Annotated in this window: 14 protein-coding genes and 1 pseudogene; 9 read left to right on the forward strand and 6 right to left on the reverse strand. The window is 44.7% G+C overall.

Annotated elements, in window-relative coordinates:
* Positions 1 to 2 precede the first annotated feature (2 nt).
* Positions 3 to 566 (reverse strand): annotated as a pseudogene (locus OEV42_15510) (septal ring lytic transglycosylase RlpA family protein).
* 289 nt (positions 567 to 855) lie between these two features.
* Between OEV42_15510 and moaC the strand changes: the two are divergent.
* The 6 genes from moaC (at position 856) to OEV42_15540 (ending at position 4,397) form a co-directional block, all read left to right on the forward strand.
* Entirely contained in the window at positions 856 to 1,362 is a 507-nt protein-coding gene (moaC, locus tag OEV42_15515) for a cyclic pyranopterin monophosphate synthase MoaC (protein ID MDH3975685.1), read from the forward strand.
* Complete coding sequence (locus OEV42_15520) at positions 1,359 to 1,610, forward strand: MoaD/ThiS family protein (GenBank protein MDH3975686.1); 252 nt, start codon at positions 1,359 to 1,361, stop codon at positions 1,608 to 1,610. Before moaC ends, OEV42_15520 begins: the two co-directional genes overlap by 4 nt.
* A 1-nt stretch (position 1,611) precedes the next feature.
* Positions 1,612 to 2,028, forward strand: coding sequence for a molybdenum cofactor biosynthesis protein MoaE (locus OEV42_15525; GenBank protein ID MDH3975687.1), 417 nt, complete (start codon positions 1,612 to 1,614; stop codon positions 2,026 to 2,028).
* A gap of 1 nt (position 2,029) precedes the next feature.
* The gene (mobB, locus tag OEV42_15530) at positions 2,030 to 2,530 is read left to right on the forward strand and encodes a molybdopterin-guanine dinucleotide biosynthesis protein B (protein ID MDH3975688.1); all 501 of its coding nucleotides are present in this window, start codon (positions 2,030 to 2,032) and stop codon (positions 2,528 to 2,530) included.
* 131 nt (positions 2,531 to 2,661) lie between these two features.
* Complete coding sequence (locus OEV42_15535) at positions 2,662 to 3,270, forward strand: molybdenum cofactor guanylyltransferase (protein MDH3975689.1); 609 nt, start codon at positions 2,662 to 2,664, stop codon at positions 3,268 to 3,270.
* A complete protein-coding gene (locus tag OEV42_15540; protein ID MDH3975690.1) occupies positions 3,270 to 4,397 on the forward strand; it encodes a glycosyltransferase family 2 protein in 1,128 nt (375 codons plus the stop codon). Before OEV42_15535 ends, OEV42_15540 begins: the two co-directional genes overlap by 1 nt.
* Positions 4,398 to 4,613: 216 nt before the next feature.
* Here OEV42_15540 and OEV42_15545 read toward each other — a convergent pair whose 3' ends face one another.
* From OEV42_15545 to prmA, 3 genes are read right to left on the reverse strand one after another with little or no spacing between them, the layout of a single operon-like run.
* A complete protein-coding gene (locus OEV42_15545) occupies positions 4,614 to 7,019 on the reverse strand; it encodes a hypothetical protein (protein ID MDH3975691.1) in 2,406 nt (801 codons plus the stop codon).
* Between the two features lie 53 nt (positions 7,020 to 7,072).
* Positions 7,073 to 7,828, reverse strand: a complete 756-nt coding sequence (locus OEV42_15550; GenBank protein ID MDH3975692.1) for a 16S rRNA (uracil(1498)-N(3))-methyltransferase — start codon at positions 7,826 to 7,828, stop codon at positions 7,073 to 7,075.
* Positions 7,825 to 8,712: a 50S ribosomal protein L11 methyltransferase gene (prmA, locus tag OEV42_15555; protein MDH3975693.1), complete on the reverse strand. Its 888-nt coding sequence runs from the start codon at positions 8,710 to 8,712 to the stop codon at positions 7,825 to 7,827. Before prmA ends, OEV42_15550 begins: the two co-directional genes overlap by 4 nt.
* Before the next feature lie 253 nt (positions 8,713 to 8,965).
* Here prmA and OEV42_15560 point away from each other — a divergent pair, with 253 nt between their 5' ends.
* On the forward strand, positions 8,966 to 9,166 hold the full coding sequence (locus OEV42_15560) for a type II toxin-antitoxin system VapB family antitoxin (protein ID MDH3975694.1): 201 nt from the start codon (positions 8,966 to 8,968) through the stop codon (positions 9,164 to 9,166).
* Complete coding sequence (locus OEV42_15565) at positions 9,163 to 9,576, forward strand: PIN domain nuclease (protein ID MDH3975695.1); 414 nt, start codon at positions 9,163 to 9,165, stop codon at positions 9,574 to 9,576. The genes OEV42_15560 and OEV42_15565 overlap by 4 nt, the downstream gene beginning before the upstream one ends.
* Before the next feature lie 29 nt (positions 9,577 to 9,605).
* Here OEV42_15565 and OEV42_15570 read toward each other — a convergent pair whose 3' ends face one another.
* Together OEV42_15570 and OEV42_15575 are read right to left on the reverse strand one after the other, a co-directional pair.
* On the reverse strand, positions 9,606 to 9,830 hold the full coding sequence (locus OEV42_15570; GenBank protein MDH3975696.1) for a hypothetical protein: 225 nt from the start codon (positions 9,828 to 9,830) through the stop codon (positions 9,606 to 9,608).
* Between the two features lie 893 nt (positions 9,831 to 10,723).
* Positions 10,724 to 10,894 carry a hypothetical protein gene (locus OEV42_15575; GenBank protein MDH3975697.1) on the reverse strand — a complete coding sequence of 57 codons (171 nt, stop codon included), beginning with the start codon at positions 10,892 to 10,894 and terminating at the stop codon, positions 10,724 to 10,726.
* 234 nt (positions 10,895 to 11,128) lie between these two features.
* Between OEV42_15575 and OEV42_15580 the strand changes: the two genes are divergently transcribed.
* Complete coding sequence (locus OEV42_15580; protein ID MDH3975698.1) at positions 11,129 to 11,551, forward strand: helix-turn-helix domain-containing protein; 423 nt, start codon at positions 11,129 to 11,131, stop codon at positions 11,549 to 11,551.
* Positions 11,552 to 12,179: the final 628 nt, after the last annotated feature.

The following is a 12,179-nucleotide window of genomic DNA, read 5'->3' on the forward strand; positions in this document are numbered from 1 at the left end:
CCTTACTCCCTCACAAGAAATGGCGCTCCCAGCCCTCGCCCCGCCACAAGCCTGATTATTTTTTCAGCCTTTGCAAAGCCATTGAGGGGCCCTATTCTCACCCTGTAGAAGCGCCTTCCTTCATGGTGGAAGTTCGTAATAAGGGCGCTGCCGAATTCTTTTGTGAGATCCCTCTTCAACTTCAAGGCGTTATCCCTCACCGTAAAAGCACCCACCTGCACAAAAAAACTTCCGGAACGGTAGTCACTCTTTACCAGGTGATCCCCTTTTTTACTTCCAAGGGCAACAATCTTTACCCTCGTCGTCCCCAAATCTTCAATTCCGATCTCTTTGGCCGCGCTATAGGAAAGGTCGATAATTCTCTCCCTTACAAAGGGGCCTCTGTCATTGATCCTGACTACCGTTTCCCTGCCGTCATCGAGGCGGGTCACTTTTACATAAGTATTCATAGGAAGGGTTTTATGAGCTGCCGTCATGGCATACATATCGTAGACTTCCCCGTTAGAAGTCTTTTTGCCATGAAAGTCCCGGCCATACCAGGAAGCAAGGCCTGTTTCTTCAAAACCATAAGAGGAGGCAACCGGCGTGTACCATTTACCGTCTATCTTATAGGGTTTTTGCGTTCCCTTTCTCACCTTGTATTCCGGCGGCGATGCAGAAGCACAGCCACAGGAAAAGAGAATAAGCGCTATCATTAACAAAAGTTTATCTTGCATGGCCCCCTCCATCGATCAATAATACTTTAAACAACCTGCTACTCGATGACAATGAAAATCGAAGCGCTTTCGTCATTATTGACTGCATGGAACCTCTCTGATATAGTTGAATATCCGCAAAATAAACAAACGAGGATATATGTCTGAAACAAAACTCACCCATTTTGACGAATCGGGCCGCGCAAAAATGGTCGATGTATCGAACAAGAGTATAACAACCAGAGAAGCGGTTGCAACAGGCGCTATCTTCATGAAACCCGAAACCCTCGCTCTCATCGAAAGCGGCAATATAAAAAAAGGAGACGTTCTCGCCGTTGCCCAGGTAGCGGGTATTATGGGAGCAAAAAAAACATCTCATATTATTCCCATGTGCCACCCCCTTATGCTGACAGGCGTCAGCATCGCTTTTGACATCAGTGAGTCTCCCGACAAAAGAGGCCTTAGAAAAATAGACATTTCGGCAACGGTAAAAACCAAAGGGCAAACAGGCGTCGAAATGGAGGCATTAACAGCCGTATCGACGGCAGCCCTCACTATTTACGACATGTGTAAAGCCGCCGATAAGGATATGATCATCGGCGAGACTGCCCTTCTTTCCAAAAGAGGAGGGAAAAGCGGCACATACATAAGGGGAGGAAACAAGTGAAGGTAACGATAAAACTATTTGCAAACCTCAAGGATCTTGCAGGAACATCGGAAGTGGAAATGGATTTGCAGGAGGGAACAAAAATTAATGACTTTATGCAGGTGATCTGCGGCAAGTTTCCTTCCCTCAAGGATATTATAGAAACAAGAAAGATCTTTATATCCATCAACCAGGAGATGGCAGGAAAAGAAGACAGTTTAAACGAAGGGGATGAGGTAGGACTTCTCCCCCCTTTTTCGGGAGGATGATATGGTAAGAATTCAAAAGGAAGATTTTTCCATTGATAAAGAGGTAAAAAACATTCTCAAAAGCTCTAAAAGCATTGGAGGTGTTGCTACCTTTCTTGGCACGGCAAGGGATATTTCCAAAGGCAGGGACATCGAGATCATCTCCTTTGAGCATTATCACGGCATGGCCGAAAAGAAGCTCAAAGAATTAAGAGACGAAATTCTCGATAATTACGACATTATCGATCTATCCATCGTCCATCGGGTGGGAGATGTGAGACCCGGCGACAACATCGTTCTCATTGTTGCAGCAGCAAGGCACAGGGCCGAGGCCTTCGACGCCTGCAGGTCATGCATTGATGAACTGAAAAGGGTGGTTCCTATCTGGAAAAAAGAGATCACCACAGAGGGGGATTACTGGGTAGAGGAACATCCCTGATATGGCAGAAAAAATCCCAATTGTTACCTTTATCGGTAAATCAAACAGCGGCAAAACAACACTTCTCGTCAAAATAATCCCGGAACTGAAAAAAAGGGGCTATCGCATTGCCACCATAAAACATTCTCACCACAATGTAAACATCGACAAAAAAGGGAAAGATTCCTGGAAACATAAGGAGGCCGGCTCAGAAACAGTTATCCTCATGTCGGGAAAAACAGTCTCCATGGTCCGTGAGTACGAGGAAGAACCCCAGGTTGAATTCATTAGGGATCGCTTCATCGACAGTGTCGACATTGTATTGGCAGAAGGTTTTAAGTGGACGGATGTTCCCAAAATATGGGTATTCAGGAAAGAGAACTCCTCCACTATTATCAGGAAAGATGAAAGTCTCATTGCCGTCGTATCCGATGATGAAACGGACCTGGGCGTTCCCTGGATACATATTGACGACATAAGCAAGGTAGCCGATTTTGTGGAGGAGAAGTTTTTGAAACGGTAAGGCCTTTTTTTTAACCCTGCAAAAGATAATTAGACACAGATATACACTGATTCCTTATGATTAACACTGATTAATCTCTCTTTTAAAATCATAAATAAGCAGTGTCAAAAAATTCATCATAACATGACCCAATGTTTGACAACGTAACAGGCATCGTCCTTGCCGGTGGGGAAAGCAGGCGCATGGGGCAACCCAAGGCGGCCATCGATGTGGAAGGCACACCACTTCTAAAAAAGAGTGTACAGCTCTTCAAGGAACTATTTCCCAGGGTTATTGCCATTTCAAAAAAAACGGGGTCTTTCGGCAACGTCGGTTGCGAGGAATCGGGCGACCTCTTTCCCGGTATGGGCCCCATGGTGGGAATTTTAACGGCCTTTAAAATTACTGCCTCTGATTACCTCTTTGTTGCCGCCTGCGACATGCCCTTTCTTAACAGGAAGGTCATCGAGCTGATCGTAGAGGAGGGACAGGGATACGACGTTGCCCTTCCTAAAATCGGAGGTAAGGGCGACCCCCTGCACGCTCTGTACAGCAAAAACTGTTACCACAAAATGCTCTCATTCATGGAGAAGGGAGGACGAAGCCTGAACCGCTTTATTAATGCTCTTCATAGGGAAAGTGTCAGATATATAGGGGAAGAAGAGATAAAAAAAGTCGATCCCCATGCCCTCTCCCTTTTCAACATGAATACGCCCGAAGAACTCGAAAAGGCAAAGCAACTGATAAAGGGTGGTAAATAATGCTCGAATTTTTCCTCTGGGCAGGAGCAATTCTCTGGATCATCTTTTTTATCAACCTCACCATCAACCTCCTTATAGCCCCAAACCTCGAAGAATACACTGCCCGGCTTCCGGAAAAACCGCCAAAAGTTTCCATTGTCGTTCCTGCAAGAAATGAGGAACGATACATCTATCAGGCAGTCACCTCCTTTTGCAGCCAGGATTATCCCGATTATGAAGTGATCGTTGTCGATGACGGCTCGACTGACGCCACTCCGGCCTTACTGGAAGAACTTACCCGTAAATTTTCCCATCTGAAAGTTATTAAAGGCGAAGAGCCGCCACCGGGCTGGCTTGGCAAACCCAATACCCTGGAAAGAGGCAGAAAAGAGGCCGGGGGAGAGTGGTTCCTCTTTGTCGATGCTGATGTTATCTACGATCCTCAACTACTCTCAAAAACGATGAGCCACACGCTGCACGAGAAAGCAGACATGATGTTTTTGGGCCCCACCTTTTTGACGAAAGGTATTCTGGAAGCAACCCTCATGTCGACGCTCTACTTTCTCGCCACCGCTGCTTACCCAATGTACCTCACCGTTATTTCAAAAAGCCGCCGTTTTGCCGCAGGAAGCGGCTGTTTCAACCTTATCAGCAGAAAAGCGCTTGAGGCCAGCGGCGCCTTTGAATCCCTGAAAAGTGAGGTCATTGATGACCTGGGACTTGGTTATAAGGTAAAGGGGGCCGGTTTCAGGCAGACAAGCGCCCGATCAGGAAAAATGATACAAATACGAATGTATGAAGGAGCAAGGGAAACCATTAAGGGTTTTACAAAAAACATGTACCCCATGATGAAGCGCCATCCCGTCCTCTTCGGCCTGCCCGTAATCGGCGGCATACTCATTACCTTTCTTCCTTACTACGGATTCTTTTCCACTCTGCTCACAGGCAACCTCTCCCTTCCTGCCGCCATATCCCTTTTGCTCATGCATATTGTCTTCTTCCGGCAAGCCACCGTTTTTCACCAGCCCCGGATTATCACTTTTTTAAATCCTGTGAGAGAGCTTGGCTGGTGGTGGATATTCTTCCGGTCTATGGCTGTCTATTACAGTCAGGGGATTGTCTGGCGGGGGAGACGTTTTGAAAAGTAGCAGGGCAAACTCTGAACATCCCAAATTAAGTGGTTCTTCTCTAAAGGTTGGTAAAGACCGCAAAATATCATGGCAACCGTTGTTGACAGGGTTTAGACCCTGAATTAAAAAATCCCTTAAACAACCACCCCTTAATCCCTTTATGCCCTTTGGGTGCTCCTTATCAAGGAGGGGAGATGTGATTGTACAAGAGATCGCTCTTTCGCCAATTACCGATTAAAGCAAAAAAAGCCCTCTCAGTCTAATTAAAGCCAGGCAAGCAATTGCATAACAAAATGCAGCAAAGATCTGCAGGCTGTTAAATCCGAAGTTTAAGGCAATAAGCATGGCAAGGACTGAACTGATAACGGAAAAGGAACCGTTTATGCACCATGCCCAGGGAATGAGTCTCTCCTCACTTTTGCCAATAAGCCACATGCCCGTGGGAAAGGGAATTCCCATAAAAATACCGAGCGGTGCCAGCAGAAAAAAGGTCATCACATATTTGCCGCCCAGGGAAAAAACAGCCATAACTTCTACCGCCTTTGGAAGTACAAAGAGATAGAAAAGAACAAGCAAGGCCAGCAAAAGAATAATTCCTGCTGAATATTTCCTGATAATCTCAAAGCGCCCTGACAGGTAACTTCCCACCCCCGTTGAAATGAGAAGGGAAAAGAGTACTGCTGAAATAGCATAGACGCCTTCACCAAGTACGGGAATCAGCCTCTGGATGAGGGCAATCTCGACAAACATAAAAGCGATCCCTATGGCGGCAAAATAAAGAGCAAGCGGAAAAAGTCCAGGTATTTTTTCTCTTCCCTTCTTCATAAATATGAGCGGCGTCACAATAAGAATAAAACTCGCTATGGCGGATTGAATGAGTATCCAGGGTAATAGATAGCCTCCCTCAATGAGGACACCCCATTTTTTACCGACACTTTCGTAGGTCTCCTTCATCCTCGTCATTTTAAAGGTGTGGCCGAAAAAGGGCCTGTCATCTCTTGCAGGAGCAACATTAAAAAGATAGTTTTTATAAAGGTCCCCTCGCAATCCTTTATCAAAGATCTGCACAAAAAGCCTGTAGTAGAGGGGTTCATGAAAACGATTATTCATATTAGCCTCCCCCTCTTTCATACCTGCATACCAGACAAGATCAAAAGATTCCTCATGAGAGAATTTTTTAATTGCCTTAATGTCCTCCTCCAGGAACCCCCCTTTTTTCACAAGTATGGTCATTACTCCCCAGCTTCTAACAGCTGCAATCGAGTTATCGGCATGACTGATCCCCCTTTCCTCCAGGGCAGTCACAATGGTTGAAAAAAGTTTAACTTCCTGTCTCGGCGGGGGGAGAAGGTAGAGGCTAAAAGCCAGAATACCATCATCCTTAAGGTAAAGCATGTAATCCTTGATCGCTTCAACGGTAAGCCTGTAATCCTCCTGCAGCCCCAGAATTCCCGATGAGGATGAACCCAGTGTACCTGTCAGGGGAACCTGTATAATATCGAACTTGAGATCCAGTCCTTTGAGGATATTTCTCGCCGGTCCGTAAATAATATTTGCTTCTTTGTAAATATGACCGCTGAAAGGCGCCAGAGAGCCTGTCATTGCCTCAATGATTATACTGCTGTTTTCTGATCCTGTTACACTGGACGCCCCGTTTTGAAGTGCCGACAGCAATTCCATCCCTCCGCCGGCATCGACAACAAATACATGCCCTCCCTCGGCAATTTTGTAAGGTAAGGATGATGGAAGATGAGAGAGGAAGGAGAGATTACCCTTCCTGTCGCTTACCGTCATGAGCCCTCCCCCGTTTAACGTAAAACCCATCTGCTTGGGCAGAGGGGAAGTGTAATTGAGGCTGATTCCCGGCGCCGCTCTGACAACAGGGCTTTCGACAATATCTATCTCCCCTGCCGGGGAAAATATTCTGTCCAGACGTTTTGCACCGGGAAACTTAAGTATGGAAGATATTTCCCTGTAGGGCGAAAGTTTAAGTTCCAGTAAATCATAGGGAGAAAACATCATCGACAAGAGGATTAATAATGAAAATAGGGGAAACAAAGCATTCCTAATGCTCCACCTCTTTATAAAAAGAAAAGCTGATGAAAGTGCCAGCAGGGAAGAAATAATAACAGCCCTTTCTCCACCGTAAAAACTTAATACCCCAAGAATAACCAGGCAGCCCGTTCCCGCACCGGCGAGATCGGAAAAATATATACGGTGTACATTAGCGCTTTCAGCCCTGATAGCTGCCGATATGATCATGCCTGATAAAATAAAAGGGAGAGAGAGAATGAGATATTGATAAAAGATTTTTATAAACTCACCCTTGTCCCAGGCGGCCTTAACAGGATCGAAGAGGATATGGTTTGACAGGATAAAAGAGAGGACGGAAAGGATGGCAAAAAGGGAGGCCAGAACCGAAAGAAGAGTAGAGGTTTCCATCTTTTCACTCCCTTTCCAGAGAAAAAGAATGGAACCACCGGCGCCAATCCCGAGAAGGGCAATACTTAATACCATAAAGGCAAAATGATATCCCTGGGAAAGGGAAAAAAGTCGTGTCAGCCCTATTTCGTAAGTGAGGGTCGCCGTAGAAATAAGGTAGATAGCCAGGTAGGTTTGCAACTTATGAGTTTTCGTCATAAGTTAGATTATAGATGACAACAAAGGAGGAGCAAGAAAAAAGGGAGAAGAAGCTAGCCCATATCCCCCCATATATACTGCATCATTGAAATAACCGCAAAACCTGCCGTTTCCGTTCTTAAAAGCCTGTTGCCAAGAGTAAGTGGGATAAAACCGGCATTTTTTGCTTTCTCAACTTCTTCCGGGGAGAAGCCCCCTTCTGGACCGATGAGGAGGAACGCTTTTTTGAAGGATTTTTCCGAAAGTTCTTTTAGTCCCTGTTTATCTTCCGACTCCCAGGGGATGATTTTTAATACATCTTTATCATCTATTTGAGAAAGCTTGATAAACAGTTCATCTATGGATATCACTTCATCGATGGGTGGAATAAAGGTCCTTCCACATTGCCTTGCCGCTTCAAGGGCCAGCTTTTCCCACCTTTTAATCTTTTCTCTCCCTTCCCTGCTGTCAGGACGGGAAATAGCACGGGATGATACAAAAGGAATAAAACCTTTCACACCCAACTCGGTTGCTTTCTGTACGATGAGGTCCATCTTTTTGCTCTTTGGTAAGGCCTGGCAAAGAATAATTTCCAGCGGCGATTCACGGTTTGGCTCGTCTACGCTGTCAACGGTAAGAAGAACACTCTTTTTTTCAATGGCCTTGATAATGCAATGATATTCCAGACTGTCTAAACTGGAGAGGATAACTCTGTCTTCTTCCTTAAGGCGAAGGACTCTGGCTACATACTTGCTCTCTTCACCGGTGAGCCTCACCTCGGCGCCGGCTTTCATTTTTTTAATATTCCCTGCAAATACACGGCAACTCATTTTCTAAACATGAGGGCACTCCAGTCCCCTTCCTCCAACTGTTTTTCCAGTTTAACGCCCTCCCCTTCATAGGCATCGATTACCATCCGGGCCTTTGTCGTCAGTATACCCGAAAGAATAATCCTTCCCCCTTCCCTGGTCCTGCCCACCAGTGAACAGCACATATCAATCAAGTCTTCAGCAAGAATATTAGCGACAACAATATTGTATGTCTCTTCAACGTCTTCCAGAGCTATGGTTGATACGGTAACAATATTCTCAACATGATTTAAGCCAATATTCTCTCCGGCCACCCGCACTGAATCGTCATGATTATCTATGCCGAATACCGAAGCTGCTCCCAGCTTTGCTGCAGCTATGGCAAGAATGCCCGAACCTGTCCCCACATCGAAAACAGATTCACCCCCTTTAATCACTTCATCGAGCAGCCTGATACACATTCTCGTGCTCTCATGGGAACCCGTACCAAAGGCCATACCGGGGTCTATCTCGACAATGAGCTGATTATCCGCTTTCTCGTATGCTTCCCATGTCGGTTTGATAACAATTCTGTCGGAAACAAGGGTGGGTTTAAAAAAACGTCTCCACTCCTGCCACTCATCTTCACTGGTTTCCCTCACCTGGACTTCTTCAATTTCTGAAGAAGGAAAGATATTACCAAGAGAGGCAATAAAGCCTTTAAAGGCTTTTACCTGCACTAATGTCGTCTCATCAGTTCCGTAAAAATAACCCTTAATGAGTGGTTTGGCAGGAACAGGATCACCTTTTTCACCGAGCGTGTCTTCCACACTCCCCGTAGAGCCGAGTTCTGTAAGCTGGTTTTCTACAATCTCCGCCAGCACTTCAGGCACCCTGACTAAAACTTCAATCCATTTTTCTTTCATTTTTATCCTTGATTATAAATGTATGTGAGGCAGATTATATCAGGAGGTGGGCGCAAGGGCCAATCATTTGTCCATAGGAGCTTATCCAGCTCGCAGGATGGGTGAAAGGTCGTGTAACCCATCACTTAATCGATATTTTTTGATGGGTTTCGTTGCATTGCACCCATTCTACACTTTCTGAAAGAAGCAACCCTTGCTATACACACAAACGCATGTTATCATGCACATAAACACCGAAAAGGAGGCACAAGCAATGTCAAGGACAAACATTGATCTTGCAGATGACCTTGTCGCAGAGGGTTTAAGCCTTACCAAGCTTAAAACGAAAAAAGAGCTTGTAAACTATGCCCTGGAAGAACTCATCAAAAGGGAAAGACGGAAAGGTATTCTGGAGATCGAAGGTAAGATCGAGTGGGAAGGAAACCTCGATGAAATGAGGAAAAGCAGGGTATGATTGTCATTGATACAAGCGTCTGGATTGATTTCTTAACAGGCGCTGAATCAGCGCATCGTCATGAACTGCACAGGCTTATAGAAACGGGACAGGACATAGGCCTTACCGAAGTCTCCCTTACCGAAGTCTCCCTTACCGAAATCCTTCAAGGAATCAAGTCGGATACTCTTTTTAATAAAACCAAAAATTACCTCATCGATTTTCCCATTCTTCGCCCTAAAAGCATTGAAACATACATAGAGAGCGCCATCATTTACAAGAAATGCAGACGCAAGGGAAAGACTGTCAGAAGTACCATTGACTGTTTAATATCAGCCATTACAAGTGAACATGACGCATCACTTTTCCACAAGGACAGGGATTTTCATCATATTGCCCAATACACCGCACTTCGGCTTTATGACATCTGAAAGGCATATGAAAGCTTTTAAATCGAACCTTAACTCTCTTTCCCCTTATTCAAAAGCGCTTCAGAAACCTGGATAGTCGTATCCTCCAGTAAACTGACAAGAAATATCAACCCTTCCCTGCTTTGCCTGCTAAAAGCCACCTCCCCCGAATTGCAGGCTTGAAATTCCCGCAAAAAGCTCAAAATAAAACTAACTCTCTGCAAAGCATCGATGGGATCATCCTCTTCATTAAAAAGTGGGTTTATCCTCTTCATTGTTACCCCTCCCTCAATAATATAATTGTCAGTATTTAGTTTGACCGTCATTGAAATTATCTTTCAGCCCTTCCCGCGCGCCCGAACGCAGTGACAAAGTACTCTTGGGGTGAAGCGGCCCCAAAAAAGTTTTTGCCCTTACTCTGCGCCTCTGCGCGAAACCATTCATTGCCCTTATTTCTGTCTTTTTCCCTAATTTCCGGTTTTTTCCGTGGTAAGAATAATCTTTTAGTCCTTCCCGCGGAGCGGCTAAAAAAGCTTTTGCTCTTCCTCTGTGTTCCCTGCGCGCTTTTATGCCTTGCGGTCGCTGTGACGAAAAGCCCTTTCTCTGCGTCTCTGTACCCGCAGGGCATAAACTATTCTGCGCGAAACCATTCCTTGCCCTTATTTTTACCTTTTTCCGTAATTTCCGGTTTTATCCGTGGTAAGAATAATCTTTTAGCCCTTCCCGCGTAGCGGCCAAAAAAAAAGTTTTTGCCCTTCCTCTGCGTCCCTGCGCCTCTGCGCGAAACCATTCCTTGACCTTTTCCCGTAATTTCCGGTTTTATCCGTGGTAAGAATAATCTTTTAGTCCTTCCCGCATAGCGGCCAAAAAAAAGTTTTTGCCCTTCCTCTGCGTCCCTGCGCCTCTGCGCGAAACCATTCCTTGACCTTTTCCGTAATTTCCGGCTTTATCCGTGGTAAGAATAATCTTTTAGTCCTTCCCGCGGAGCGGCTAAAAAAAGATTCTTTGTCGCTTTACTTCAAAATTGACAGCTTGCATCATCGCTTTTGATGTTATATGATTCGAAATTAGTTTGAATAAAAAAAGAGGCCCCGCCTCCACATACTCCGCGCCAACGGTATCAGTTTTATCGGGACCCCTTTTGCTTGGGCCGGGAAGAGAGGTTTTTCTATTTCCCTTCCTTCTTTGGCCTCAAGTTTTCAGATTCCTGGATTATCAGAAAAAAGTCCAGTATGGTGCAAATCGCTATTTGTACCTCGCGGCGGAGAGGGCTCTTGGGCATAGCGCTTATTTCATGATCGAGCGCCCGGATGGTGGGCAAATATTTTTTGACTATCATCGTTCCACCGCAATTGAATGATTAAGAGCTTATGCAGAAAGGAAGTAATTGGGACCGGCGGCCTTTTAGATCAGGCAATCCAATAGGCGTTTCAATTTAAAGAGTCACTGGCCCCAACTATCCCTATTTCCATTTCAGACTGATTTTGAGTGGTGAAAATGTGTATCCGGGATAAATCATAATTGTAGCTCGCTACAATGTCAAGACTTAATTTGTTGATTTCTACAATTTATTATGGAAAAGTTTAAAAGTACACCTTTCGGAGAAAGACTTCAAATAGCTATAGACGAGCTATATGCCGGTAAGAAAAGCCATTTTGCAAAGGCTCTGGGCATTGATCCCTCCTTTGTAGGGAGCTGGATCAACACAGGTAGTTTGCCAAGTGGCGAAAAGCTTGAATTGATAGCTGGCAAGACAGTAATCAACCTGAACTGGCTCCTAACCGGAAAGGGCGAGAAATATATTAAGCAAAAACCAGCGGAGAACGCTGAGGAGACAGTCAAAGACCTCACACCCACCGAGATAAATGAACTCGTAGCTAATCTTAATCAACTTCCCGCCGCAGCGAGGGACGCACTTTTCGCACAGGCGAAAACATTGGCCCAAGCCTTTAATAAAGCGTATAAGGAATCCACCGAAGTTGATGACGGGGAGTAGTCAGGGATAGCTGTCCCCAATTACCTGAAATATACCGATGAACCTTGTAAGGCTGATTTATTCAGAAAATTTATAGCTACAAATAATCAGAAGTGAAACACCTTTTTTTATAAACAATAAATAGTTTCAATCTCTAACGGGGGAAATCGTGGGGGAAAAGAAAGCGAGAATTTTAAAGGCCCATCATCCGATAATCGGATGATGGGCCTTTTTTAGTAACTTAGAAATAATTTTCTAACCTTGTTTGGTAGAAATGATTTTGTGAAGACACTTATACGGCTTGGCCGGGTTTTTAAGGAAGAGCAGCAGGAGCACGATAAACTGTTCCAGGACAACCTGTTAAGGGCTGACCTCTCTTCTCTTACTGAATGATATAAATAAAACTTCATAAGTACATTTTTTTGTAGATATGCGTAAAAGAACATGTTGATTATATGATGAAAATCAAATGAATTTATCAATATTATTTACAAAAAATATTTTGACTGTTAAATTGGATAAAAACTTTAGACTAACTTGTTGAACTCAACCGCTTACGCGGGAAAAAGACTCCAAACCTTCCCTTCTTGAATACAGGTGATAGTCTCTCTAATTTGACTGCTTCCCTATGGGTGTTACCTTTTTCTTA

The sequence above is a fragment of the Deltaproteobacteria bacterium genome (genome assembly GCA_029860075.1).
Taxonomy (GTDB): domain Bacteria; phylum Desulfobacterota; class JADFVX01; order JADFVX01; family JADFVX01; genus JAOUBX01.

Bases quoted from the DNA above. Each gene is read 5' to 3' on its own strand.
- OEV42_15560 (MDH3975694.1), top strand. From the start codon at position 8,966: ATGTCAAGGACAAACATTGATCTTGCAGATGACCTTGTCGCAGAGGGT.
- OEV42_15545 (MDH3975691.1), bottom strand. From the start codon at position 7,019: ATGACGAAAACTCATAAGTTGCAAACCTACCTGGCTATCTACCTTATT.
- OEV42_15570 (MDH3975696.1), bottom strand. From the start codon at position 9,830: ATGAAGAGGATAAACCCACTTTTTAATGAAGAGGATGATCCCATCGAT.
- OEV42_15580 (MDH3975698.1), top strand. From the start codon at position 11,129: ATGGAAAAGTTTAAAAGTACACCTTTCGGAGAAAGACTTCAAATAGCT.
- OEV42_15535 (MDH3975689.1), top strand. From the start codon at position 2,662: ATGTTTGACAACGTAACAGGCATCGTCCTTGCCGGTGGGGAAAGCAGG.
- OEV42_15565 (MDH3975695.1), top strand. From the start codon at position 9,163: ATGATTGTCATTGATACAAGCGTCTGGATTGATTTCTTAACAGGCGCT.
- moaC (MDH3975685.1), top strand. From the start codon at position 856: ATGTCTGAAACAAAACTCACCCATTTTGACGAATCGGGCCGCGCAAAA.
- mobB (MDH3975688.1), top strand. From the start codon at position 2,030: ATGGCAGAAAAAATCCCAATTGTTACCTTTATCGGTAAATCAAACAGC.
- OEV42_15540 (MDH3975690.1), top strand. From the start codon at position 3,270: ATGCTCGAATTTTTCCTCTGGGCAGGAGCAATTCTCTGGATCATCTTT.
- OEV42_15525 (MDH3975687.1), top strand. From the start codon at position 1,612: ATGGTAAGAATTCAAAAGGAAGATTTTTCCATTGATAAAGAGGTAAAA.
- prmA (MDH3975693.1), bottom strand. From the start codon at position 8,712: ATGAAAGAAAAATGGATTGAAGTTTTAGTCAGGGTGCCTGAAGTGCTG.
- OEV42_15550 (MDH3975692.1), bottom strand. From the start codon at position 7,828: ATGAGTTGCCGTGTATTTGCAGGGAATATTAAAAAAATGAAAGCCGGC.
- OEV42_15575 (MDH3975697.1), bottom strand. From the start codon at position 10,894: ATGATAGTCAAAAAATATTTGCCCACCATCCGGGCGCTCGATCATGAA.